This window comes from Micromonospora sp. DT48 (genome assembly GCF_049844495.1).
GTDB lineage: Bacteria > Actinomycetota > Actinomycetes > Mycobacteriales > Micromonosporaceae > Micromonospora.
In genome coordinates, this window is record NZ_JBNCLE010000035.1 from 1 (window position 1) to 23,605 (window position 23,605).

Genomic DNA, 23,605 nt, shown 5'->3' on the forward strand with positions numbered 1-23,605 from the left:
GATCTTCCCAGATCAGAAGGCACTTCCTCTTTCATGATCCACGATGCGGGCAGCCCTTACTGAAGGGCCGAGGCTAGCCCCGCGTACTTACCCACGCGAAGCTCGACAGCTTCGTACTCGCGTTCGATCGCGTCGGCCGTCTGTTGCGAATTGAAGCTGCGCTCGTGGTATTTGAAGTACCCGGTGAACCCTGCGGCTAGTCCCACGGCGGCGCTAGCCGCCACAGTTGCCCACCTTGCCTGGCTGAAAGACACGGACGCGGTGGCAATCGCGGAGGTGGCTACGGAGCCGACGATGATCACGCTCTGAAAGCGGTTGTGGATCCCCCGCGTTCGTCCTGCATCTTCGCGGAACTGCGAGACCAGGTCGGGGACATCGTCTCTGTAACGCTTCTGTGCGAGTAGTGCCGAGTCGTTATCGCTGCTCGTGCTCTTGTCCTGCTCGGCCTGGGTGCGCCGACGGACGACGTGGAGCTTTTTGATGATTAGGCGGGTGTTCCTCATGCGCTTGTACTGCAAGTAGGCTAGTGCTGGTGAAGCCAGCAGTGATGCGGCGCACGCAATGTACAGATGTACGGAGAACTGGGATAGCTGGTCGAAAGTAGCGAAAGACGCGGTTATTGCCACCGCTATGAGGGCGGCGTTTCCTATCAGGATCCAGGTGATCCCGACTTTTCGCCATAAGACCTGAAGATGAAGCTTCTCTTCGGCGTCAAGGATCTGGCTTCTGATGTGGTCGGGGTTCCAGCTATTGGAGCTGTCGCTGATAATGCTCAGCCATTTTTCTTCCCTTGTGTCGCTACTTCTTCTCCAAAACCGTGAAATCCTCGACCGCATGGAGTAACGCTATGGTCGATTGTGTCTCACGGACAAGGTAAAGTGCGGTCAGGTTATCGACACTTGCTTCCCGGTTGTCCACAGCAGCCCGCCGATCTGTTGGGCAATGTCGCGGCGCACCTGCGCAGTGCGGTGCAGATAGCGGATCGCTGTTGCCAAGTTGGACCAGCCCGTGATGCCCATCACCACCCGTTCGGCCACGCCGAGGATTAACAGTCGGCAGTTCACCAGAGACCGTGGGGCGATCGTGGCGGGCGGGCTGTGAGCGCCTGGCGGCTGCGGCGAGCGTCCGGGCGGAGCTGAGCACTCGACCCTAGGTATCCGGGCTCGTGTATCTGCGGTGACCTTCGGGTTAGTGTCAGCATCCGCACAAGGAGGGAATCGCTGTGGTCATCACACCTGCACAACCGGCGGCACCCGCCGGACCGGTCATGTCCCGTTCCGGGGGCTCCGTTCGGCCGCACCTGTTGTGGGAGGCGGTGCTGCTGGTGCTGACCGTGGTCGCCGCAGTGGTGTGGTACTCCCAAGACGGGTCGCGGCTGTCGCTGCTGGTGTACGACATCGCCTTCGTCGGCCTGCTGGCGACCGCTTTCGCGCTGTCGCTACGCACCGCCACGCCCAACCTCGCGGTCGTCGCCGCAGCGGCCCTCGCCGGCGTGGCGTACGCGGAGGTGCTCGACTCCGGCGCCCCGGTCTTCGTCGCGGCGATCGCCGCGATCGCCGCCGCGACGTTCCTCGGTCTCGGGATGGGCCTGGTCGCCGGGCTGCTGCGGGCACCCGGGTGGGCGGTGTCGTTGGGCGGGCTAGCGCTGACGCAGGGCATCCTGCTCGCCGTCACCGGCGGCGGCGGTCCGCAGCGGCTCGCGAAGGAAGGTGCTATCCGGTCCGACAGTGCCGCAGCCAAGTGGTTGGTGCTGTTTCTCCTGCTGTCGATCGGCGGCGCGGCGCTGTGGTCGATCCCGGCGGTGCGGCGGGCGCTCAGCGGCAACCGGGTCGTCGCCGGGGAGCCGCCGTCGCCGTTCGGCGCCCGGCTGCTGGGCGCGGTCGTCGGCCTGGGCGGTTCCAGCCTGATCGCGGGCGCGGCCGGAGTCCTGCTGACCGGCCGGATCGGCGCCACAGTCCTGTCGACCGACATCAGCCAGCTGGCGTTGGTGGCCGGTGCTGTCCTGCTCGGCGGCGTGAGCGTGGCCGGCGGACGGGGCGGCTTCGCGGGCACCGTGCTGGGGGTCGTCCTGCTGAGCCTGGTGCAGAGGACCATCCTCGTCGCGGACGGCCCCCGGTGGCTGTCGACGGTCGTCTTCGCGCTGGCGATCGTCGTCGGCCTGGGCATCAGCCGGGCGCTGGAGGCCCTGCAGCCGTCCCTGCCCACGAGCACGCCGGGAGCCCCGCCCATGAGCATGCCGGGAACCCTGCCCACGAGCACGCCGGGAGCCCCGCCCGCGAGTGTGCCGGGCACCGGGCCGGTCGAGCAGTCGCGGAATTACTGACCGCGGTAAGCCGGTGGCCGTTGTCCCACGGCAGTCCGGGGTGCTACGCCGCCCGTACGAACTGACGGCGGTGCTCCTACGACAGAAGGCACCGGAGACGTTGTGTGCGACTCCCTCCGCCACCGCTCGTGAACAGCGAGAACGCCCGGCAGATCCGTGAGGACCAGCCGGGCGTTCCGCTTGGTGGTTCTTTTGCTAATGCGGTCTGCCGAACGGTGCGCAGCGGTTGATGTCGAACCAGGGGGCTGCCCGCAGCCGATCGACGAGCGGCTTCGACGGGCCGTAGTCTGGGTTCACCCGTCGGCCGATGATCACCGCTGCGACCGCTGTCGCGCCAGCCGCCTTGAGTGCGAACGCCAGGGACTGCACTCGACCCCCGGTCGTCCACGTGTCATCAAGTAGGAGCACCCTGCTGCCGGTCGCGCTGCCCGTCGGCAGGTAGAAGCGGTCACGGTAGAAGGTTCGGTCGTCGGCACCGTATGCAGAGTTAGGTGTTGGTCGTAGCACGGGCAGCGGAATACGTCTGGCGACGACGGTTTCCAGCGGATGCTCGCCCCTTCGGCCGCGCGTGGAGGGAACCGTAACGATGTGTGTAAACGCGCCACCGAGGATGTTGGCGAAGCAGTCCCAGTGGTATGCGAGGTAGAGGATCGCGAGGGAGGAGAGGTTTCCCATCGCGACGGCCGACGGCTGCGCCGACTTGTAAATGATCAGGTTGTGATCGTGCTGTTTGCCTGCGATTGAGTAGGCGATCGGGGCGACAATGTCCGCCTGGATGCCGCCGGATGCCGAGCGGTGCTGGCTGCACTGGTAGCAAAGTTCGAAACCACTGCCCGCAGTGCTGCGGCAGACGGCGCAGATGCCATCTCCCGCTGGTAGCGGGTTGCGTAGGTAGTTACGCTGTCGCTCAACCACCTGCATCTCGGCGTGCTGGGCGATCGCCCACTGTCTAAAGGTCGACAAGGCGCGGCAGATCCTCAAGTGCCTGGGGCGATTCGGGTATCTGGCGCACGATGAGATCGACCGTAGCCACCAGTTCATTAGCTGTGGACACGACGTAGACGCCCGGTCGGGTGGCGTACTCGCGTGCCCAGTCGTGCTGAAGAAGCGAGTTGGCCAGGACTACGGGGCGGCCGTGCTGAAGCGCAAGGCGAGCCTGCATCCGCGCGCCGCTATGGTATGTCGCCTCAACGACGACTGTCGCGGCGGCATAGCCGCTCATAACCGCATTCCGCATGGGAAAAGTGTGCTTGCCGGGTGGCGCGTCTGGCCAGAACTGACTGAGCACCAATCCGTCTTTGACGATCTGATCCTGGAGAGCTCTGTTGGCCGCTGGGTAGTACCTGTTGACCCCTGTACCGATGACAGCGACGGTGCGGCCCCCGGCGCGGAGGGCTGCGGTGTGGGCTGCTGTGTCGATGCCGGCAGCAAGACCAGAAACGACGGTGATGCCGGACTCGGCCAAGGCGGTTGCGCAGGTCTCGGCGATGCCGATGCCATGGTCGCTGGGCTGGCGGGTCCCGACCACTGCCACTGCTCGCCGATCCTCCGCAGGCGTTCCGCGCGTGAACACGATCGGTGGCATCTGATGGATATCGCGCAGGCGCGCGGGATAGGTGTCATCGAACAGTGAGTGCACGTCGATCCCGTCCGCCGCCCACGTCCGCAGCTCAACGAGCGCATCGTTCAACCCGTCTCGCACAGGGTCGTCAGCAAACAGGGTCTGCCCTGCGCCAAGGTGGCGATGCAGGACGGCAAGCGCGCTGCCCTCGGCAAGCACCTCTGCGGTTATCTCGGTCCAGCGAACACCAGGCTGACGCAGCAGCGCGACAAGGGCTGCTACCTGGGCCTGGTGGTCTTCCGGCATGTCAGTGATCCTAGGAGTGCGATCTACCGGCGGCAGCGACACGGAGCTCATTGCCGCTCCTCCCTTCGGTTGACCCTCGACTCTAAGTTTCGTACAGCCGTACGACGGTTTCCGTTTGTCGTGTTTGTGGCGTTGTCTGGCCTTGCGGGTCGGTCGTGCGGCGTCGTCGGTTGCGTGGCGCCCAAATCGACAACGATCTTGCAGGTGGCGAGGTTCGTCGTGCATGGTGGCCCCATGGCGTCTATCGATGTTGATCCCGTGCGGCACCCGTTGAACGTCGACGCGGATGGCATCGATCGGACAACGGGACCGGACAAGCATCCCCTCTACGCGCGGATCGCCGCCTCGGGGTCCGGTGTGCTGCCGGTGGTGCGACAGGTCGGCGGGGAGTGGCTCCCGGCCTTGTTGGTCTGCCGGTACGACGACGTCCGGATGGTGCTTCGGCGGCAGGATCTCTTCTCCCGCGCCGCTGCGGCCCACGCCGACCAGGTCGACGTGTCCGGGACGATGCTCGGCATGGACGGGGCGGAACACGCCGCGGTCCGGGGCACCGTGAAGGACAGTTTCACCAAACCGGCTGTGTCCGAGCTGCGCGACACGGTGCGCGCCGCTGCCGAGGCGCAGCTCGCGGTGTTGGTCGCCAAGGATCGTCAGGCCGATCTGGTTAGCGACTTCGCGGTGCCGTTCGCCCTGAACGTGATCTCCGACCTGCTCGGCCTGCCGGAGCCGGATCGGGCGCAGTTCCACCGCTGGGGCGACATGTTCATGGGGTCGGGTGACCTCAGTCGGGCGGACGCCGCCCGGTCCGCCGAGGAGATGGGCGGCTATCTGTGGCAGCAGTTGGACGGGCGGCGGGGCTGCCCCCGCGAAGACCTGCTGACCCGGATCGCCACGGCGGCGGCGAACCAGCCGCTGGACGTTCAGGTCAAACTGCCGCTCTCGCTGATCGTCGGCGGGTGGGAAACCACTTCCAGTTCCATCTCGACCTTCCTGTATCTGCTGCGCACCTGCCCGTACGCCGGGCACGACCACGCGTGGGACTACCTGCTGGCGCATCCGGAGGCGGTCGACGGGGCGGTCACCGAGTTGGAACGGCTGCACTCGACCTCGAACGGTGACGAGATGCCCCGGCGGGTGATGGCGGATGTGACCCTGCCCAGCGGTACGCGGCTGGCCGAGGGTGACATCGTGATCCCGTCGCACGACGCCGCGAACCGGGATCCACGGGTTTTCCCGGACCCGGAGCGGATGGACTTCGGGCGTGATCCGAACCCGCACCTCTCGTTCGGGTACGGCCCGCACTACTGCATCGGCGCACACCTGGGCGCTTTGGAGGTGCGGGTCGCGTTGGCGCTGCTGCTGCGGGAGCTGCCGACGTTGCGGCTCGCCGTGGCCCCGGACGAGGTCCGATGGAAGCAGGGACACGCCATCCTCGGCCCTGCCGCACTACCGGTCACCTGGTGAAACCGGCCAGGTGGTGAGGCCGGGTCAGCAGGGGGCGTGGCCGTCGACGAAGAGGCGGTGCGCCCAGGTGGCGTAACCAACGATGATCTTGCGTACGGTCTGGCCGTCGTGCAGGAACAGGTACGCGCGGTCGCCGTCGCGGGCGAGCAGACCGTCGAAACGGTACGTCCCCTGTGGGGCATGAAGGTCGCGTACGGTCGGATAGCGGGCCCGGACCTCGGCGATGGGTGAGCCGGCGGAGATCCCCTCGGGGGTGCGGACCGGGTCGCCGGCCCAGAGCAGCACCAGTCGATCATCGATGAAGATCGGGCTGATCTCGTCATGCCCGGCCAGCGTCGGCCCGCAGGCGTCGACGTCGGTACGCAGGATGCCGCGCCGGGCCAGCTCGCGTTCCGACGCGCCGAAGTCCACATCGGCCAGCCCGTCGAGATCGACGACGCTGACCGAGGCGACGGGCTCGCGGACGGCGATGGTGTCCGGTGGCATGACTCCGCTACCCGATGCCGAGGCAGCCAGAAGTAGTGCGGCGATGAAGCCGAATTGTCGCAATTTCATCAGAATCCCCCAGTCCCCAACGTGACGGGGGCGCTGAGGTTATTGCCGGGACTCCCATTCGTCTGCCAATTCGTCCCAGTAGTCGACGCTGAGCCCTCGTCGGCCGTGCGCGAGCCAACCTTCGGTGCTCCGCTCGACGTGTAATCCCAGCTCAGCGAAGGGGTCGATCCACTGCCCCGGCTCCGCGCCCAGCTCGACCAGGGCCGCGTTGATCGGCCATCCGGGGCGCGGGCCGTCGAACGCCGCGTCGAAGCGCGGACCCCAGGAGAGGGTGCCGTCCAGCCAGACCGCCGCCGCCTGGTGCCCGGCCCCTCCGGCGAACTCCGCCTCGACGTACGCGACCGGCCCGCGCAGTGACCAGCGGGCCAGGGCGTCGGTCAGCGCGGGGGAGAGGATCAGCGTGAACGGGTGCTCCGGATCGGGCTCGTCGGTCGTGTAGTCGGGAGGTGTGCCGGTCAACTCCTCGACGAACTGCGGCGTGACGGGCAGCAGCGCGAAGTCCTGTCGCAGCTTTCCGGGGACGGCGTAGTCCAGCTCGCGGGTCTGCTCGCGCAACAGTTCGGCGTCCGCGACGATCGCGCTGAGCTGGTAACTCACCCCGCGTCCACAGCCTGTGGATAGAACATGTGTACGACGGGAGTCAGGTCTTGTCGACCGTGGCGACGAAGGCGCGCCAGGCCGCCCGTGTGAAGATCAGCGCCGGCCCGGTCGGGTCCTTCGAATCGCGTACGCCCACCACGCCGGGCAGGTTGTCGGCGACCTCGACGCAAGCTCCCCCGTTGCCGCTGCTGCGGCTGCTCTTGCGCCAGCGGGCACCGGACAGCACCGGGATGTCGTTCACTGCCATGACTGCGCCACCTCCTTGATCAGGTCGACCGACTGCCAGTGCGACAGCGTCTCGCCGCGTACGTTCTCCCAGGCGGCCAGTATCGCCGCGATTTCGGCCTGCTCACTGACCACCTGCCCCTGCACCTGGTTGTCCAGGTAGCCGGCGATGCGGTGATCCGGCGCGGTGGCGATGATGAACGGGCCGTTCAACCCAGCGTATTCGCCCACTGTGGACGGCACCACATGGATCCGGATGTGCGGCTCGGCGCACGCCTCGACGAGCGCGAGCAACTGCTCGCGCATGGTGGCCGGGCCGCCGACCGGCCGACGCAACACCGCCTCGTCCAGCACGGCGGTGAACAGCGGCGGCTCCTCCCGGCGCAGGACCAACTGGCGGGCCATCCGGTGGTCGACCAGGCGCTCCACCTCGCTGCGGGGGATCAGGCCGCCGCCGGTGAGCACCGCGCGGGCGTACGCCTCGGTCTGGAGCAGGCCCGGCACCACCAGGGATTCGAACCAACGCAGCGTGGTCGCCTCGCGCTCGATCTCCTGCCACGGTCGGAACCAGGCCAGCGCACGACGTCTCGAAATGTCCGGCCAAATGTCCGAGACGTTCTTGCGGAGGGCATCCGCCGCCGTCAGGCGGTGCCGGGCGTGCGGGATCCGATCTTCGAGCAGCCACCGGCTGACCGTCTTCGGGTCGACGCCGACGCGTTCCGCGAGCGACTCGATCGTGTGTCCGGTGTCCCTTAGCGCCACCCGCAGCGCGTCGTTCATGGCCGCCTCCCATCGGACGTCTCGAATATCCGCCGACCATACCCACACGCCATGTAGTTGTCCCGTTACCTAGGGGAAGTTGAGGTGGCGACGGCGCGGCCGGTGGAGGTTCATCCCCCTTGACCCGGCGGTCGTGACGTCCGGGGGCCGCCGTCGGGCGAGCAACCACGGCGGCCCCCTTCCACTACTCGACAGCGGCGTCGGGCCGGGTCGGGTCTGTGGCGTCGGGAGGTGATCGGGTGGCTCGGGAACGCGGTGCGTCGCACGTGCCGTCCCGCCCGACGTGGCGGTGCCGGGGATGCGGCGCCGGATGGCCATGTGGGGCGGCGAAGCTACGGCTGCTCGGGGAGTACCGGCAGGACCGGGTAGCCCTGCTGGTCCACCTCGCAGAGCTTTTCGCGGAGGCCGCCCCGCAACTCGGTGACACCACGCCGCCGATGGCGCTGTTCGACCGCTTCGTGTCCTGGGCGCGTGGGCGCAGATGAGGAGGCTGTCCGCGTACCGCCGAAGGTGCCGGACCGGGACGGGCCCGGCGCGCGACCAGGGGCCGCTCCCGTCGGAACGGTCCCTGCCCCCGTTGCCGCGCTCAGCCCGGCACCACGGCGGGCTGAGGTTGTTGCTCGCCCGGGCGGGCGGCGAGGACCGCGGCGACGGCGACCGCGAGCCCGGCGACGGTGAGCCCGGCGACGGTGAGCCCGAGCACCAGCCACTGTGGGCCGAACGGGTAGTACTCGCCGGGTGTGAAGGCGCTGTGCACGGTCAGCGGAGAGCCCTCGTGGCGGCTGCCGTCCCGGAAGACCCGCATGACATTGCCGTAGAGCGCGACCACCGGCAGGGCCAGCGTCAACAGGGCCGCACCCCAGAGAGCGGCGGCGGCGCGGCGGCCTGCGGGCGGCGCGGCCACCATCCGGTACGCGACGGCTGCCGCGAGCAGCCAGCCGACGAGCAGCCCGCCGATCGTGCCGAGGACGACCAGCGGCAGGAAGGCGACGGTACGCTCCGGCCACGCATCGATTACGACGTGACCTATGCCCGTGTCGACGAAACGGGAGTCTGCGGGGGCCAAGCCGTCTACATGGAGGATCAGGCCGTTCGACGTGGCCGAGAACCATGCGCCGTGCAACGGAACATAGGTGATCGATTCGTCTTCGTGGAAGATGCCGTTCCCACCGCTGCGCGGCTTGAGGCCGGAAACCGACCAGCCATCTGCGGCGAAACGCTGCCGGACCTGTTCGGCGTCCCATGTGCCGTCCAGCGGGCCGTGCACGGCGACTCCTTCCGCCATCCACGGCGACCCCGTCGAGTGAGAGTGGCGTTCTGCGCCGTCCGCGCCGGCCTGCTGGACAAGCCGGGTCAGAGCGGCGTCGTCGGGCAGGTCCGCGAAGGTCTGGGCGCCGAGCCACGAGCCGGCGGCGGCACCGAAGCCGCCCATGGTCAACGCGGTGAGCAGTGCGGCAAGCGCCATGAGCGGGCGACCGGCGGGCAACCGGAACCGCAGCCGCAGGCCACTGGCGACCAGGTGCACGGCCTCGGCGAGACGGGGGCGGCGCTGACCCGGTTCGGCCATCTCCAGCAGCGTGGTCACCACTTCGGTGCCGTGCCGCCGCCGGTGTCGGCTGGGGTAGGCGAGCAGGAGTCTGCGGTAGCCGCGCACCAGACGGTCATCGGCGCTCGGCCAGGCGGCGGTCATCCGGTCACCACACTCGCGATCGGGGCGCTTGCCGGGCCGAAGCTCAGCGCGTTTCCGAGACGCTTGCCCAACTGGGCCTCGGCCGCAGCGGCGTGTCGGCGCAGTCGCTCAACCTGTGCCTGCAACGCGGCGGCCCCGGAATCGCTGAGCCGGTAGTAGCGACGGAGGCGGCCCTCGACGGCCTCTTCCCGGTCGACGGTGACGAGCCCCTGCTCGGCCAGCCGGTCCAGCGCGCCGTAGAGGGTGCCCGGCCGCAGCTTGACCTCGCCCGCCGACAGCTCGTCGACCGCCCGGATGACCCCGTAGCCGTGCAACGGCTGCGCGGCCAGCGCAGTGAGGATCAGAAAGGTAGGTTCCTGCATGAGCCGATAGTACGGTCACCGTCATATATCGTCCACCGTTCTGTCGGACGAGGTGAACCCGTGATCGAAGAAGTCCTGATCAACCGCGCAACCACGGCACGGGACCGGCCTTGGAATACATGGACCACCAAAGCGAGCAGGCCACTGGCCAGTACGTCACCGCCGCCACCGCGAGGTACCACGGGTGATAACCGCCCAACAGGAGTTGATGACCGTGCTCGGCGGCCCAGTCGTAGACCAACCACGTCCAGACGGCGTAGCCAGCCCAGAAGATCACCGTCCAGCACACGCGCGCGAGCCCTGTCGGGCCTTTGCTGCGCCAGTGGGAGACCGCACGGCGGGCACGGGGACTCACGGCCCCATCATCGCCCTGCCCGACAAGACGCTGACCCGGGAAACAGTCGCCTGGTCAGCCGGAACGGGGCAATCAAGAAGACAACTGAGACGAAAGCGACCCTAGGCACGACTCAGGGCCGGTCCCGTGGGGGCCGGCCCTGGCGTCTGTGCTGCTCAGGTGAGCGGAGGATACGAGATTCGAACTCGTGAGGGTGTTAACCCAACACGCTTTCCAAGCGTGCGCCCTAGGCCTCTAGGCGAATCCTCCGCGAGCCAGGATACAGGTCTGCGCCGAGCTTCCCACCCCACCACCCCCTGAGGATCCACGATCGGTCGGGTAGGCTGGGCGTACCTCCCGTGCGGCGGTATCTCGTGAACCTCCCCAGGGCCGGAAGGCAGCAAGGATAAGCGAGCTCTGCCGGGTGCACGGGAGGCCTTTCTGTCTCCGCCTCCGGTGTCTCCCACCTCACTCGCTGTGCCCGGGTGCTGCCGGCTCAGGTGTTAAGAGGGGCCCCTTCCTCTACCGGAGGCGTTAATAAGGTGCCCTTCCTTGCACCGCGGTCAGCGGGGCGGGTGGTGGGGCGGGCGCGGGCGGCGCAGAATGGCTCGGTCGAGAGGAGGCGGGACGCCGTGGCACTGGCGCTCTACCGCAAGTACCGGCCGCGTACCTTCGCCGAGGTCATCGGGCAGGAGCACGTCACCGAGCCGTTGTCGCAGGCGTTGCGTAGCGGGCGGCTGAACCACGCGTACCTCTTCTCCGGCCCGCGCGGCTGCGGCAAGACCTCCAGCGCCCGCATCCTGGCCCGCTCGCTCAACTGTGAGCACGGGCCCACCCCGGAGCCCTGTGGCACCTGTGACTCCTGTCGCTCGCTGGCCGGTGACGGGGCCGGCTCGATCGACGTCATCGAGATCGACGCGGCCAGCCACGGTGGCGTGGACGACGCCCGTGAGCTGCGCGAGAAGGCGTTCTTCGCGCCCGCCAACAGCCGCTTCAAGATCTATGTGATCGACGAGGCGCACATGGTCTCGTCGGCCGGCTTCAACGCCCTGCTCAAGCTGGTCGAGGAGCCGCCGGAGTACGTCAAGTTCATCTTCGCCACGACCGAGCCGGAGAAGGTCCTCGGCACGATCAAGTCGCGGACCCACCACTACCCGTTCCGGCTGATCCCGCCGAAGGTGCTCCGGCCCTATCTTGAGCAGCTCTGCGAGGCCGAGGGGGTGCAGGTCGAGTCGGCGGTGTTCCCGCTGGTGGTGCGGGCCGGTGGCGGCAGCGCCCGGGACAGCCTCTCCGTACTCGACCAGCTCATCGCCGGTGCCGGTCCCGACGGGGTGACCTACGCCCGAGCCGCCGCGCTGCTCGGGGTGACCGACGCGGCGCTGATCGACGAGATGTGCGACGCCCTCGCCGCCGGGGACGGTGCCGCCGCGTACGCCACCGTCGACCGGGTCGCCGAGGCCGGGCACGACCCCCGCCGGTTCGCCTCCGACCTGCTGGAACGTCTGCGGGATCTGATCGTGCTCCAGCAGGTGCCCGACGCGGTGGCCAAGGGGCTGATCGACGGGCCGGACGACCAGATCGAGCGGATGACCGCCCAGGCCCAGCGGCTCGGGCCGGGCACCCTGTCCCGCTGCGCCGACATCGTGCACGACGGCCTGGTGGAGATGCGCGGCACCACCGCGCCCCGGCTGCTGCTGGAGTTGATCTGCGCCCGGATGCTGCTACCGGGCGTGGACGACTCGACCGGTGGTCTGCTCCAGCGCCTCGAACGCATGGAGCGGCGGCTCACCGTCGTCGGCACCGACGCGCCGTCGGCCGCCGCCGACTCCGCGCCCGCCGCCAACCCCCCGGCCGTACGCACGCAGCCTCCCGCCGCGAACCGGGCCGGGACCGGCGCTGCCGCGCCGGCTACCGACGCCCCACCTGTCGATCCCGGCAACGGTCACCCGCACTCCTCACGTGGCGGCGTGACCTCGAACGGTGGCCCGAGGGCTGGTGGTACCGCAGCGGGTGGAGCCCACACCGGCACCACACCGGCCGGTGGGCCGGATGGCGGTCGGCCGGGGGCGACCGATGGTGTCGCCGCGCCCCGGCGACCGGTGCCGGCGTCGGCGGTCATGCCCGACCCGGCGACCCCGGAGCCGCCCCGCCCCGGAGCGGTGAGCCCCGGCGTGCTGGACGCGGTGGCGGTGCGCCGGGTCTGGCCGGAGGTGGTCGGCAAGGTCAACCGGAGCAACAAGCGGATCGCCGCGCTGATGCGGGACGCCGTCGTCCGGGACCTCGACGGGGACACTCTGGTGCTCACCGTGAAGTCGGCGGTGCTGGCCCGGATGATGTCCGACCACGCGCAGGTGCTCACCGACGCGCTCTACGAGGAGTTGGGCGGACGCTGGCAGATCCGGTGCGAGGTGGCCGGCGAGCGGGGCGGAGTATCGCTCGGTCCGTCGCGCGGCACCGCCGCTCCCAGCGCTGCTCCGGCGACCGCCAGCCCGGACACACCGCCGGGGCGTGCCGACCGGGGTCGTTCCGGCAACGCTCGTCGGCCCGGTGACGCCGCCGAGGGCGACGACGACTGGCCGGAACCGGCCCGCCCAGGTGGCAGTGATCCGTCCGCTGGCGGTGGCGGCTCCGACGACGACTGGCCGGAGGCCGCCCGCCCCGGCGGCGTCTCCGCCGCTGCGGCAGGGGGCCCGTCGGGTGCCTCCCGGGCGGCGGCGTCCGACACTTCGGCGGACCCGGCTGCCCGTGGCGTGACTCCGGGCAACGGTTCACCGGGCGGCGCGGCGGGTCGGGCCAACGGAAACGGGGTGGCTGGCTCGCCCGCCAGTGGGGGGAGCGCCGCTTCGGGCGGCCCTGGGTCGAACGGCACGCCACGCCAGGCGGCCGGGCCCAACGGAACCGGCAGCCCTCCGGTGAGCAGCGCGATCGCGGCAGCACGGGCGGCGGCGGCCGGGCGGGGTGCGCGTACCGCCAAGGGTGTCCGGCCGACCGCGGACGTGGAGTTCGCCGGCGAGCCACCGTACGACCCGGATTTCGACGGCCCGCTGCGCGGCGGCGCGGGACGTCCCGGCGGTGCCCAACCGGCCGTCACCGCCACCTACGAGGGCTTCGACCCGGGGGACGAGCCGCTCGACGAGATCATCGACGAGAAGACCGCCCGCGAGTCGAGCGAGGAGCAGGCCGTACGGCTGCTTCGGGAGACCTTCGGCAGCGTCGAGAAGGTCGGCGACTGACTCCGCCGCCCCGACCGGCGCGAGTACGGGGTGCGCCGCGCGGGGTAGGTCGGTGGGGGACGTTAGGGTGAGCGGCGGCAGCGTAGGCGAGTTGAGGGAGTCATCGTGCGGCCTGGTGGACAGCCGAACATGCAGCAGATGCTGAAGCAGGCGCAGAAGATGCAGCAGCAGATCGCCAAGGCGCAGGCCGAGTTGGCCGAGGCCGAGGTGACCGGCACCGCTGGCGGTGGGTTGGTCACCGCTGTCGTCTCCGGTTCCGGCGACGTCAAGAGCATCAAGATCGATCCGAAGGCCGTCGACCCGGACGACGTGGAGACCCTGGAGGACCTGGTCGTCGCCGCGCTGCACAACGCCACCGAGGCGGCCCGCGAGCTGACCGAGCAGAAGATGGGCCCGGTCGCGGGTGGGATGGGCGGCCTCGGCCTGCCCGGGTTCTGAGTCCGCATGTACGAGGGCGCCATCCAGGATCTGATCGACGAGTTGGGGCGGCTGCCGGGGGTTGGCCCCAAGAGCGCCCAGCGGATCGCCTTCCATGTGTTGTCCGCCGACCCGGCCGACGTCAACCGCCTGGCGAGCGCGCTGCGCAAGGTCAAGGATCTGGTGCGGTTCTGCACGAGTTGCTACAACGTCGCCGAGTCCGACCAGTGCCGGATCTGCCGCGACCCGCGCCGCACCGACGAGGTGGTCTGCGTGGTCGAGGAGCCGAAGGATGTCGTGGCGATCGAGCGGACCGGCGAGTTCCGGGGTCGCTACCACGTGCTCGGTGGTGCGATCAATCCGCTGGAGGGCATCGGGCCGGACAACCTGCGCATCCGTGAGCTGATGACCCGCCTCGGCGGCGGTGCGGTCCGTGAGCTGATCCTGGCCACCGATCCGAACACCGAGGGCGAGGCGACCGCGACCTACCTTGCGCTGATGGTGAAACCGATGGGGATCGCGGTGACCCGGCTGGCCAGTGGGCTGCCGGTCGGCGGCGACCTGGAGTACGCCGACGAGATCACCTTGGGCCGGGCCTTCGAGGGCCGCCGGGCGGTGTGAGGACGGCCCTGGCTCCACTGTGGCGGTCTAACATGTGGACTGGCTAGCCGACAATCGATGTAACAAATCCGCATCGCCCAATCCGGGCAAAACGGCCCTTTGCTGTGCGTCTACCCTGGCCGCCGGGTGCTGTCCCAACGATTAAGACACGATCCGGTACCAACCGCTTCGACAGCCGTTTCCGGGCGGTCCGGACGGGAGCTAAGGTCACGGCCATCGGTGACCCTGTCACCACGTTGTCCGTACCCCCAAGGACGAGGTGAAGCACCATGCGTGCATCCAGGCCGAAGGTCGCTATCGCGGCCGTGGCGGCCGCGGCCCTCGCGGTAGCAGGCTGTGCCGAGAGCGACCGCGAAGGTTCCAGCGGTAGTAGCAAGGACACCTTGGTCTTCGGCGTTGCCGGAGACCCGAAGGTGCTCGACCCCAGCTTCGCCAGTGACGGTGAGTCGCTGCGCGTGGCCCGTCAGGTGTTCGAGACGCTGGTCCGCCCCGAGGAGGGTGGCACCAAGGTCAGCCCCGGCCTCGCCGAGTCCTGGGAGCCGGACGCCGCGGGCACCACGTGGACGTTCAAGCTGCGCTCGGGCGTGAAGTTCCACGACGGCACCGACTTCAACGCCGAGGCCGTCTGCGTCAACTTCGACCGCTGGTACAACGCCAAGGGCCTCATGCAGAGCCCGGACGTGACCGCCTACTGGCAGGACGTCATGGGTGGCTTCGCCGCCAACGAGGACGACACCCTCGGTGAGAGCCTCTTCAAGTCCTGCTCGGTCACCGACCCGACCACGGTCGCGCTGACCTTCAGCCGGGTCTCCAGCAAGATCCCGGCCGCCCTGATGCTGCCGTCGTTCTCCATGCACAGCCCCAAGGCGCTCCAGGAGTACGACGCCAGCAACGTCACCGGTAGCGCGGACGACATCAAGTACCCCGTGTACGCGACCGAGCACCCGACCGGTACCGGCCCGTTCAAGTTCAAGACCTGGGACATCGCGAACAAGACGCTGACCCTGGAGCGGAACGAGGACTACTGGGGCGAGAAGGCCAAGCTGAAGAGCCTGATCTTCAAGACCATCTCGGACGAGAACGCCCGTAAGCAGGAGCTGCGTTCCGGTGGCATCCAGGGCTACGACCTGGTTGGTCCGGCCGACGTCGAGCCGCTCAAGAGCGAGGGCTTCAACGTCCTGACCCGCCCGGCCTTCAACATCCTCTACCTGGCGATCAACCAGAAGGGGAACCCGAAGCTGGCGGACCTGAAGGTCCGGCAGGCGCTGGCCCACGCCATCAACCGGCAGGCGCTGGTCGACTCGAAGCTGCCCCCGGGTGCCCAGGTCGCGGTGAACTTCTTCCCCGACACGGTCGAGGGCTGGAACGGCGACGTCACCAAGTACGAGTACGACGTCGAGAAGGCGAAGTCGCTGCTGGCCGAGGCCGGCGCGTCGGACCTGACCCTGCGGTTCCACTACCCGACCGAGGTCACCCGGCCCTACATGCCGAACCCGAAGGACCTGTTCGAGCTGGTCTCGGCGGACCTCCAGGCGGCCGGCATCAAGATCGAGCCGATTCCGCTGAAGTGGAGCCCGGACTACCTCAACGCCACCACCTCCGGTACCAAGCACGACCTGCACTTCCTCGGCTGGACCGGCGACTACGGCGACGGCTACAACTTCATCGGTACGTTCTTCGACCGGCAGAAGGACGAGTGGGGCTTCAACAACCCCGAGCTGTTCGAGAAGTTCAAGAAGGCGGACTCCACCGCGGACCAGGCGGCCAAGGTGGCGCTCTACAAGGAGCTGAACGCCGACATCATGAACTTCCTGCCCGGTGTGCCGATCTCGCACTCGCCGCCGGCCATCGTGTTCGGCAAGGACGTGACCGGGGTCAAGGCGAGCCCGCTCACCGACGAGCGGTTCTCCTCCGCTGAGTTCAAGTCCTGATCTGACGCACTGACCGCGGGCGGGCGCTGTACCCACAGCGCCCGCCCGCGATCCCCTGCACACCTTCGAGGCCGCCGTGATCCGGTTCATCGTCAGACGCCTGCTCCAGCTGATACCAACGCTGTTCGGGCTCTCCATCCTGTTGTTCATCTGGCTCCGTAGGCTGCCGGGTGGCCCCGAGACCGCGATCCTCGGCGAGCGGGGTACGCCCGAGATGCGGGCCGCGATCCGCCAGAACCTCGGCCTCGACGAGCCGATCCTGATCCAGTACGGCCGGTTCATCCGGCGGATGGTCCGGCTCGACCTGGGCACCTCGATCTCGACCAAGCGCGAGGTGACCACCGAGTTCCTCCAGCGCTTCCCCGGCACCGTCGAACTGACCATCACCGCGATGGTGATCGCGATCGGTATCGGCATCCCGCTGGGTTACCTGGCCGCCCGTCGGCGCGGCCGGTTCCTCGATCACGCCTCCGTCGGCGGCTCGTTGATCGGCATCTGCATCCCGGTCTTCTTCCTGGCGTACATCCTGAAGGCGATCTTCTCGGAGAACCTGGGCTGGTTCCCGTCCAGCGGCCGGCAGGACCCGACGCTCGGCGCCACCCGGATCACCAACTTCTTCGTGCTCGACGGACTGATGACCCGGGAGTGGGACGCCGCCGCCGACGCGATCTGGCACCTCGTACTGCCTGGCATGGCGTTGGCCAGCATCCCGTTGGCGATCATCGTCCGGATCACCCGGGCCAGCGTGCTTGAGGTGCTCAACGAGGACTTCGTCCGCACCGCCGAGGCCAAGGGCCTGACCGAGAACGTGGTCCGCCGCCGGCACGTGCTGCGCAACGCGATGCTCCCGGTGGCGACCTCGATCGGTCTGCTCACCGGCGGTCTGCTCTCCGGCGCGGTGCTCACCGAGACCGTCTTCGCGTTCAGCGGGATCGGCGCCTTCCTCGCCGACTCCATCAGCCAACGCGACTATCCGGTCCTGATGGGCTTCATCATGATCATCGCGGTGGTCTACGTGCTGGTGAACCTGATCGTGGACCTCTCATACAGCTTGATCGACCCGAGGGTGAGGGTCCGATGACGATCATCAGCGGGAAGAAGCGCGAGAAGATCGACCGCCTCGCCGAACTCGCCGCCCGTGACGAGGAGCGGGGCGTCAGCCTCTGGCAGGACGCCTTCCGTCGGCTGCGGCGTAACCCGGCGGCCGTCGTCGGAGCGGTGATCCTCACCGTCTTCCTCCTGGTCGCGATCGTCGGCCCGTTCTTCGTGCCGTACGGGCCGACCGACACGATGGGTATCCGCGAGGGCGTCGTCAAGGTGGGCCAGGGCCTGATCCCGGGCCACTCGGCCGAGCACTGGCTCGGCTACGACCACCAGGGCCGGGACGTCTTCAGCCGGATGATCGTCGGGGCGCGGCAGACCCTCTTGGTCGGTGTCGTCGCCACCATGATCGGTCTGGCCATCGGTGCGTTGATCGGTGGGGTCGCCGGTGCCGCCGCCGGGCTCGGCGGCCGGTGGGGCCGCTGGGTGGACGCCACACTGATGCGCTTCATCGACATGCTGCTGGCGATGCCCAGCCTGCTGCTCGCGGTGAGCATCGCCGCGCTGCTCGGGCCGAGCCTGATCACGGTGATGATCGCGGTCGGTATGGTCTCGGTGCCGGTCTTCGCCCGGCTGCTGCGGGGCTCGATGATCGCCCAGTCCAACAGCGACTACGTGCTGGCGGCCACCTCGTTGGGCGTACGCAAGTCGAAGATCGCGCTGGCCCACGTGCTGCCGAACTCGCTCGCCCCGGTCATCGTGCAGGCCACGCTGACCCTGGCCACCGCCATCATCGAGGCCGCCGCGCTGTCGTACCTCGGTCTCGGCAACCCCGACTCGGCCACCCCCGAATGGGGCGTGATGCTGGCCGACGCGCAGCCGTGGCTCGGTATCCGGCCCGCGCTGGCCATCTACCCGGCGGTCGCGATCATCATCACCGCGCTGGGGTTCACCCTGCTCGGTGAGGCGATGCGTGAGGCCCTCGACCCGAAGCTGCGGAAGTAGGTGTGGCGAGCATGAGACGTGCGTACGCGACCTCCGCAGCTGTGAACGAAAGGGCGGTGCGGCATGGCACTGCTTGATGTCGAAGAGTTGTCCGTCACCTTCGCCCGGCGCAATCAGCGGCCCGTCCGGGCCGTCGACGGGGTTTCCTTCTCCGTCGACGCGGGCGAGGTGGTCGGTCTGGTCGGCGAGTCCGGCTGCGGCAAGTCGGTGACCTCACTGGCGATCATGGGTCTGCTGCCCAAGCAGCCCGGTCTCACCGTCGGCGGTAAGGCCGTCTTCGACGGTACCGACCTGCTCAAGATCGACGACCGGTCGCGCCGGGACATCCGGGGCCGCGACATCGCGATGATCTTCCAGGATCCGCTCTCCTCGTTGAACCCGGTCGTGCCGATCGGCATCCAGGTGACCGAGGTGCTGACCCGGCACCGGGGGATGAAGGGCGAGGCGGCGGCGAAGGAGGCCGCGCAGCTGCTGGACCGGGTCGGTATCCCCGACCCGAAGCGGCGGCTGAAGGAGTACCCGCACCAGCTCTCCGGTGGGATGCGCCAGCGTGCCCTGATCGCCATGGCGGTGGCCTGTCAGCCCCGGCTGCTCATCGCCGACGAGCCGACCACCGCGCTGGACGTCACCATCCAGGCGCAGATCCTGGAGCTGCTCAAGGACCTGGTCCGGGACTCCGGCACCGCACTGGTGATGATCACGCACGACCTGGGCGTGGTGGCCGGCATGTGCGACACCATCAACGTGCTCTACGGCGGCCGGGTGGTGGAGACCGCCCGGCGACGTCCGCTGTTCCGTCAGCCTCGGCACCCGTACACCGTGGGGTTGCTCGGCTCGGTGCCTCGTCTCGACGCGGGGCGTGGGGAGCGGCTGAACCCCATCCCCGGATCGGTTCGTGACCTGCTGCCCTGGCCGGACGGCTGCGCCTTCGCCCCGCGCTGCACCCGGCGAATCGACTCCTGCGTCGGCGAACCGCCCGCGCTGGTGGTGACCCACGACAGTCGCGGTTACCGATGCGTCAACCCGGCCCCGCTGCCGGGGGCGCCCGGTGAGGAGGTTCGGGAGGTGGTACCGGGCTCGGCCACGCCGGGTTCGGTGCCCGCGCAGGCGGTACCGGACGACCCGCCGGCCGTGCCGGGTCTGGCCGCCACCCCGAGCGAGGAGGACGTGGCATGAGTACGGGCAGCGAGCGGACCACCGAGCCCAGGGACGACGTGCTCGTCGACGTACGGGATCTGAAGGTGCACTTCCCGATCAAGCGGGGGGTGCTGTTCGACCGTACGGTCGGCCACGTCAAGGCGGTCGACGGCGTCGACCTGCGGATCGTGCGCGGCGAGACGTACGGCCTGGTCGGTGAGTCGGGGTGTGGCAAGTCGACGCTCGGGCGGGCGCTGCTCCAGCTCACCCCGCCGACCTCGGGCGAGGTCAACTTCGACGGGGTCGAGCTGACCACGCTGGCGCCGAACAAGCTGCGCACGATGCGTCGGCGGATGCAAATGATCTTCCAGGATCCGATGTCCAGCCTCGACCCACGGCAGAACGTCGAGTCGATCCTCACCGAAGGGCTCCAGACGCACGGGATCGGCGGTGACCGGAACGCGCGCCGCAAGATCATCGCGGAGACGCTGGACCAGGTCGGACTGCCCCGCTGGGCGCTCTCCCGCTATCCGCACGAGTTCTCCGGCGGGCAGCGGCAGCGCATCGGTATCGCCCGTGCGCTGGTGCTGGGGCCGGAACTGATCGTGGCGGACGAGCCGGTCTCCGCGCTCGACGTGTCGATCCAGGCCCAGGTGGTCAACCTGCTCGACGAACTCCAGGACAACCTCGGGCTGACCTATCTGGTGATCGCGCATGACCTGGCGGTGGTCCGGCACATCTCCGACACCGTCGGCGTGATGTACCTGGGGGCACTGGTCGAGGAGGCGCCGAGCGACCGGCTCTACACCGAGCCGCTGCACCCGTACACCCGGGCGTTGATGTCGGCGGTGCCGGTGCCGGACCCCGACGTGGAGGACCGCCGGGAGCGGATCCTGCTCGCCGGGGACCTGCCCTCACCGGCCAACCCGCCGTCGGGGTGTCGCTTCCACACCCGGTGCCCGTGGGCCCAGCCGACCCGGTGCGCCGACGAGCGGCCGGAGCTGCGGGAGATCGGCGGAAGCCGGGTCGCCTGCCACTGGGCGGAGCAGATCGCCAGCGGGGAGCTGCGTCCGCACAAGGTCAGCGTGGAGGTCGTCCGGCCGGTGGACGAGGGGGAGGAACCCGCCGTCGTCTCCGCGCCCACCGAGCCCGGCTCCTTCGTCTAGTTGTAAGGAAGGGCCCCTTCCTAACGCCTGGTGTATAGGAAGGGGCCCTTCCTTACAACTGGGGCTGGCGTGCCGCGTGGCGGTCAGCCTTCGGGGCGGTGCAGCAGGCCGACGGCGATGGTGTGCACCGCGTCCAGCCCGGCGGCGTCGGCCAGCGGCGCGCTACCGCCGGTGACGGCGTACCACTCGTCGGCGTCCTTGTACTGCACGTGCAGGCTGACCAGCCCGTCGGCGAAGTCGGTGCGCAGGGTCAGCTCACCGGTCACCACCCCGACCTCGTCGGTCATCACCCCACCCGGTCCGGGCACGATGTCGGCGCTGCGGCTGCGGGGGCCGGTGGCACCGCCCGCGTCGGCGGTCATCCCGGCACCCGGCACCTCCACCTCGCCCGCGGCGGCACCGTCGGCGGTCATGCCGGCCGTGGCCGGACCTGGCGCAGGGCTGCCGGTGGCCGCCGCCGCGTCCTCACCGCCGGGATCCGGTACGCCCTCCGGTGCCGGTGCGCCGTCGGCACCGGTTACGGCTTGCTCTCCCATGTGCAGCCCTCCAACATGTCGGCCAGTTCGGCCCGCTCGGCACTGGTGACCGTCAGCTTCCAGTGGTGCTTCACCGCCACCCAGTCCCCGGCGTACTGGCACCAGTATGACCGGTTTGGTGGCTTCCACTGGGACGGGTCCTGGTCGCCCTTTGCCCGGTTGGAGGAGGCGGAAACCGCGAACAACTGCGGTCGGTCGAGGTCGTTGGCGAAGTCGCCCCGCTTGGAGTCGTCCCATTCGTCGGCACCGGAGCGCCAGGCGTTGGCCAGCGGGACCATGTGGTCGATGTCCACACTGGACGGATCGGTGAAGGTGCGCCCGTCGTAGACGCTCTCCCACCGGCCGCCGACCACGTTGCAGCCGGAGTGTTCGATGTCCTTGCCGTCGCGCTCCAGCACGGTGTCGCGGACGTCGCAGTTCTTCCCGGTCTTGCGCCAGTGCGGGAAACGGTTGCGGCTGTAGCCGCGCATCGAGCCCGCCTCGGCGACGGTCAGCTCCGAGAGCATCTGGGTGATGTTGCTGTTGCCCCCGCTCGGCTCGGTGACGGGCTCCTCCTCAAGCGGGACGCAGCCGGCCACGCCGAAGGTCAGCGCCGCAGCGAGCGCGAGCGCTCCCAAGGCACGAGATCTTGATCTGGTACGCACAGACGACACCTCTCCAGCTTGCGGGCTTCCGGCGATCCCGCACAGTACCCGGCGAGGGTTTCGGCGTTTCGTGGTGTCTGACAGATGGCGCACGGCAGATTGGTAACCATGCCCGAACCCACGTCCAACCTCCGTCTGCGCAGCACTGCGGGGCGGGGCACGCTGGCCGCCGCCGTGCTGGCCTCCGGCATGGTCTTCCTGGACAGCACCGTGGTCAACGTGGCGCTGCCCCACCTCGGTGGGGACCTCGACGCGTCGGTGGCCGGTCTTCAGTGGACTGTCAACGGCTACCTGTTGACGCTCGCCGCGTTCGTCCTGCTCGGTGGGGCGTTGGGCGACAGGTTCGGGCGGCGGCGGGTGTTCCTGCTCGGCGTCGTGTCGTTCACCGCCGCGTCCGTACTCTGCGGGCTGGCGCTGCGCATCGACTGGCTGGTGGCCGCGCGGTTCCTCCAGGGGGCCGGTGGCGCGCTGCTGACCCCGGGATCCCTGGCGTTGCTCCAGGCCAGTTTCCATCCCGACGATCGGGCGAAGACGATCGGAGCGTGGTCGGGGCTGTCCGGCGTCTCCACCGCGCTCGGGCCGTTCATCGGCGGCTGGCTGATCGACGCGCTCTCCTGGCGGTGGATCTTCTTCCTGAACGTGCCGATGGCGGTGCTCGTCGCGGTGGCGACGCTCCGCTGGGTTCCGGAGAGCCGGGACGAGAACGCCTCCCGCAAACAGGGCACCCGCCAGTTCGATGTGGCCGGTGCCCTGCTCGGTGCACTGGCCCTGGCCGGGGTCACGTACGCCCTGGTCGACGCGCCCGGTCGAGGTCTGCACTCACCGGCGGTGGTGGCGGCGGCCCTGGCCGGGGTGGCCGCCGCCGTGGCGTTCGTGTTCCTGGAACGGCGTCGTGGCGACACCGCGATGCTGCCCGTCGGCCTGTTCCACAGTCGGCTGTTCTCGGTGCTGAACCTGTTCACCGTGCTGGTCTACGCCGCGCTGGGCGGATTCACCTTCTTCATCGCCGTGTACCTACAGAACGTGCTCGGCTGGTCGGCCCTGCTCACCGGCCTCGCCCTGCTGCCGATGACCTTCCTGCTGCTGGTCGGCTCACCGGTCACCGGCGCGCTGTCGACGCGGATCGGCCCCCGGCTGCCGCTGACCGTCGGGCCGGTGCTGGCCGCCGTCGGGCTGCTGATGCTGCGCGAGATAGAACCGGGGGCGTCGTACTGGCGGCAGGTGCTGCCCGGAGTCGCGCTCTTCGGGGCCGGGCTGACCCTGGTCGTGGCACCGCTGACCGCCTCGGTGCTGGCTGCCGTCGAGGACCGCTTCGCCGGTGTGGCCAGCGGCTTCAACAACGCCGCCTCGCGGGTCGGCGGACTGCTCGCGGTGGCGGCCCTGCCGTTGCTGGTCGGGCTCTCCGGCACCGGGTACGAGCAACCCGCCGAACTCACCAACGCCTACCGTGGCGCGTTGCTCTGGTGCGCCGGTCTGCTGCTGGCCGGTGCCTTCATCGCCGCCGTGCTGGTGCACCGCCCGACCCGCCGGCCGCTGCCGGCTTAGCTCTGCGCCCCGATGCCGGTATCCACTGCCAGGTCAACCGGCGTTAGGAAGGGGCCCGGGTTAACACCGACCTTGTTAACCCGGGCCCCTTCCTATACAGAATCCGTTAACAAGGGGCCCTTCCTTGCG

25 protein-coding genes, 1 tRNA gene and 1 other RNA gene are annotated in these 23,605 nt (G+C 69.1%); 13 read left to right on the forward strand and 14 right to left on the reverse strand.

Annotation, left to right across the window (positions count from 1 at the left end; all coding sequences use genetic code 11):
• Nucleotides 1-56 precede the first annotated feature (56 nt).
• The gene (locus tag ACLQ2S_RS26065) at nt 57-836 is read right to left on the reverse strand and encodes a DUF4231 domain-containing protein (protein ID WP_425703546.1); all 780 of its coding nucleotides are present in this window, start codon (nt 834-836) and stop codon (nt 57-59) included.
• Between the two features lie 48 nt (nt 837-884).
• Entirely contained in the window at nt 885-1,037 is a 153-nt protein-coding gene (locus tag ACLQ2S_RS26070; RefSeq protein ID WP_425703575.1) for a hypothetical protein, read from the reverse strand.
• A gap of 230 nt (nt 1,038-1,267) precedes the next feature.
• Between ACLQ2S_RS26070 and ACLQ2S_RS26075 the strand changes: the two genes are divergently transcribed.
• The gene (locus ACLQ2S_RS26075; RefSeq protein WP_425703548.1) at nt 1,268-2,323 is read left to right on the forward strand and encodes a hypothetical protein; all 1,056 of its coding nucleotides are present in this window, start codon (nt 1,268-1,270) and stop codon (nt 2,321-2,323) included.
• Between the two features lie 195 nt (nt 2,324-2,518).
• Here the strand turns inward: ACLQ2S_RS26075 and ACLQ2S_RS26080 are convergent, their stop codons facing one another.
• The gene (locus tag ACLQ2S_RS26080; protein ID WP_425703550.1) at nt 2,519-3,286 is read right to left on the reverse strand and encodes a phosphoribosyltransferase; all 768 of its coding nucleotides are present in this window, start codon (nt 3,284-3,286) and stop codon (nt 2,519-2,521) included.
• Nucleotides 3,273-4,190 (reverse strand): DNA-processing protein DprA, encoded by a 918-nt coding sequence (locus tag ACLQ2S_RS26085; protein WP_425703552.1) that lies wholly within the window; start codon nt 4,188-4,190, stop codon nt 3,273-3,275. The genes ACLQ2S_RS26080 and ACLQ2S_RS26085 overlap by 14 nt, the downstream gene beginning before the upstream one ends.
• Before the next feature lie 234 nt (nt 4,191-4,424).
• Here ACLQ2S_RS26085 and ACLQ2S_RS26090 point away from each other — a divergent pair, with 234 nt between their 5' ends.
• Nucleotides 4,425-5,654, forward strand: coding sequence for a cytochrome P450 (locus ACLQ2S_RS26090; protein ID WP_155214324.1), 1,230 nt, complete (start codon nt 4,425-4,427; stop codon nt 5,652-5,654).
• Nucleotides 5,655-5,678: 24 nt separating this feature from the next.
• Here the strand turns inward: ACLQ2S_RS26090 and ACLQ2S_RS26095 are convergent, their stop codons facing one another.
• The 4 genes from ACLQ2S_RS26095 to ACLQ2S_RS26110 are packed head-to-tail and all read right to left on the reverse strand — an operon-like array spanning nt 5,679 to nt 7,814.
• Nucleotides 5,679-6,209: a hypothetical protein gene (locus ACLQ2S_RS26095; protein ID WP_425703554.1), complete on the reverse strand. Its 531-nt coding sequence runs from the start codon at nt 6,207-6,209 to the stop codon at nt 5,679-5,681.
• A gap of 39 nt (nt 6,210-6,248) precedes the next feature.
• A complete protein-coding gene (locus ACLQ2S_RS26100) occupies nt 6,249-6,806 on the reverse strand; it encodes a hypothetical protein (RefSeq protein WP_425703556.1) in 558 nt (185 codons plus the stop codon).
• 43 nt (nt 6,807-6,849) lie between these two features.
• The gene (locus tag ACLQ2S_RS26105; protein WP_155214326.1) at nt 6,850-7,056 is read right to left on the reverse strand and encodes a DUF397 domain-containing protein; all 207 of its coding nucleotides are present in this window, start codon (nt 7,054-7,056) and stop codon (nt 6,850-6,852) included.
• The gene (locus ACLQ2S_RS26110) at nt 7,047-7,814 is read right to left on the reverse strand and encodes a Scr1 family TA system antitoxin-like transcriptional regulator (RefSeq protein ID WP_425703557.1); all 768 of its coding nucleotides are present in this window, start codon (nt 7,812-7,814) and stop codon (nt 7,047-7,049) included. The genes ACLQ2S_RS26105 and ACLQ2S_RS26110 overlap by 10 nt, the downstream gene beginning before the upstream one ends.
• Before the next feature lie 239 nt (nt 7,815-8,053).
• Here ACLQ2S_RS26110 and ACLQ2S_RS26115 point away from each other — a divergent pair, with 239 nt between their 5' ends.
• Nucleotides 8,054-8,299: a flavin reductase gene (locus tag ACLQ2S_RS26115; RefSeq protein WP_425703559.1), complete on the forward strand. Its 246-nt coding sequence runs from the start codon at nt 8,054-8,056 to the stop codon at nt 8,297-8,299.
• Nucleotides 8,300-8,400: 101 nt separating this feature from the next.
• Here ACLQ2S_RS26115 and ACLQ2S_RS26120 read toward each other — a convergent pair whose 3' ends face one another.
• The 4 genes from ACLQ2S_RS26120 to ACLQ2S_RS26135 all read right to left on the reverse strand — a co-directional run bounded on the left by ACLQ2S_RS26120 (nt 8,401) and on the right by ACLQ2S_RS26135 (nt 10,470).
• Complete coding sequence (locus tag ACLQ2S_RS26120; RefSeq protein WP_425703561.1) at nt 8,401-9,504, reverse strand: hypothetical protein; 1,104 nt, start codon at nt 9,502-9,504, stop codon at nt 8,401-8,403.
• Entirely contained in the window at nt 9,501-9,866 is a 366-nt protein-coding gene (locus ACLQ2S_RS26125; protein WP_425703563.1) for a PadR family transcriptional regulator, read from the reverse strand. The genes ACLQ2S_RS26120 and ACLQ2S_RS26125 overlap by 4 nt, the downstream gene beginning before the upstream one ends.
• 79 nt (nt 9,867-9,945) lie before the next feature.
• A complete protein-coding gene (locus ACLQ2S_RS26130; RefSeq protein ID WP_425703565.1) occupies nt 9,946-10,143 on the reverse strand; it encodes a hypothetical protein in 198 nt (65 codons plus the stop codon).
• Between the two features lie 242 nt (nt 10,144-10,385).
• Nucleotides 10,386-10,470: transfer RNA gene (locus ACLQ2S_RS26135), tRNA-Ser, on the reverse strand.
• Between the two features lie 81 nt (nt 10,471-10,551).
• Between ACLQ2S_RS26135 and ffs the strand changes: the two genes are divergently transcribed.
• From ffs to ACLQ2S_RS26180, 9 genes are all read left to right on the forward strand, one after another.
• Nucleotides 10,552-10,641: signal recognition particle sRNA small type (ffs, locus tag ACLQ2S_RS26140), an RNA gene on the forward strand.
• A gap of 191 nt (nt 10,642-10,832) precedes the next feature.
• On the forward strand, nt 10,833-13,433 hold the full coding sequence (locus ACLQ2S_RS26145; protein ID WP_425703567.1) for a DNA polymerase III subunit gamma and tau: 2,601 nt from the start codon (nt 10,833-10,835) through the stop codon (nt 13,431-13,433).
• Nucleotides 13,434-13,562: 129 nt separating this feature from the next.
• Entirely contained in the window at nt 13,563-13,871 is a 309-nt protein-coding gene (locus ACLQ2S_RS26150) for a YbaB/EbfC family nucleoid-associated protein (protein ID WP_155214759.1), read from the forward strand.
• Nucleotides 13,872-13,877: 6 nt separating this feature from the next.
• Nucleotides 13,878-14,471, forward strand: coding sequence for a recombination mediator RecR (gene recR / locus ACLQ2S_RS26155; protein ID WP_155214327.1), 594 nt, complete (start codon nt 13,878-13,880; stop codon nt 14,469-14,471).
• Nucleotides 14,472-14,740: 269 nt separating this feature from the next.
• On the forward strand, nt 14,741-16,402 hold the full coding sequence (locus tag ACLQ2S_RS26160) for an ABC transporter substrate-binding protein (RefSeq protein ID WP_155214328.1): 1,662 nt from the start codon (nt 14,741-14,743) through the stop codon (nt 16,400-16,402).
• Nucleotides 16,403-16,478: 76 nt separating this feature from the next.
• Nucleotides 16,479-17,483, forward strand: coding sequence for an ABC transporter permease (locus ACLQ2S_RS26165; protein ID WP_309222377.1), 1,005 nt, complete (start codon nt 16,479-16,481; stop codon nt 17,481-17,483).
• On the forward strand, nt 17,480-18,448 hold the full coding sequence (locus ACLQ2S_RS26170; protein ID WP_155214330.1) for an ABC transporter permease: 969 nt from the start codon (nt 17,480-17,482) through the stop codon (nt 18,446-18,448). Before ACLQ2S_RS26165 ends, ACLQ2S_RS26170 begins: the two co-directional genes overlap by 4 nt.
• Nucleotides 18,449-18,511: 63 nt before the next feature.
• The gene (locus ACLQ2S_RS26175) at nt 18,512-19,624 is read left to right on the forward strand and encodes an ABC transporter ATP-binding protein (protein ID WP_155214331.1); all 1,113 of its coding nucleotides are present in this window, start codon (nt 18,512-18,514) and stop codon (nt 19,622-19,624) included.
• Nucleotides 19,621-20,751 carry an ABC transporter ATP-binding protein gene (locus tag ACLQ2S_RS26180; RefSeq protein ID WP_155214332.1) on the forward strand — a complete coding sequence of 377 codons (1,131 nt, stop codon included), beginning with the start codon at nt 19,621-19,623 and terminating at the stop codon, nt 20,749-20,751. Before ACLQ2S_RS26175 ends, ACLQ2S_RS26180 begins: the two co-directional genes overlap by 4 nt.
• A gap of 83 nt (nt 20,752-20,834) precedes the next feature.
• Here ACLQ2S_RS26180 and ACLQ2S_RS26185 read toward each other — a convergent pair whose 3' ends face one another.
• Nucleotides 20,835-21,287 (reverse strand): hypothetical protein, encoded by a 453-nt coding sequence (locus ACLQ2S_RS26185; protein WP_155214333.1) that lies wholly within the window; start codon nt 21,285-21,287, stop codon nt 20,835-20,837.
• Nucleotides 21,269-21,931 carry an HNH endonuclease family protein gene (locus tag ACLQ2S_RS26190; RefSeq protein WP_309222378.1) on the reverse strand — a complete coding sequence of 221 codons (663 nt, stop codon included), beginning with the start codon at nt 21,929-21,931 and terminating at the stop codon, nt 21,269-21,271. The genes ACLQ2S_RS26185 and ACLQ2S_RS26190 overlap by 19 nt, the downstream gene beginning before the upstream one ends.
• A gap of 108 nt (nt 21,932-22,039) precedes the next feature.
• Here ACLQ2S_RS26190 and ACLQ2S_RS26195 point away from each other — a divergent pair, with 108 nt between their 5' ends.
• A complete protein-coding gene (locus ACLQ2S_RS26195; RefSeq protein WP_155214334.1) occupies nt 22,040-23,476 on the forward strand; it encodes an MFS transporter in 1,437 nt (478 codons plus the stop codon).
• The last annotated feature ends 129 nt before the right edge of the window (nt 23,477-23,605 follow it).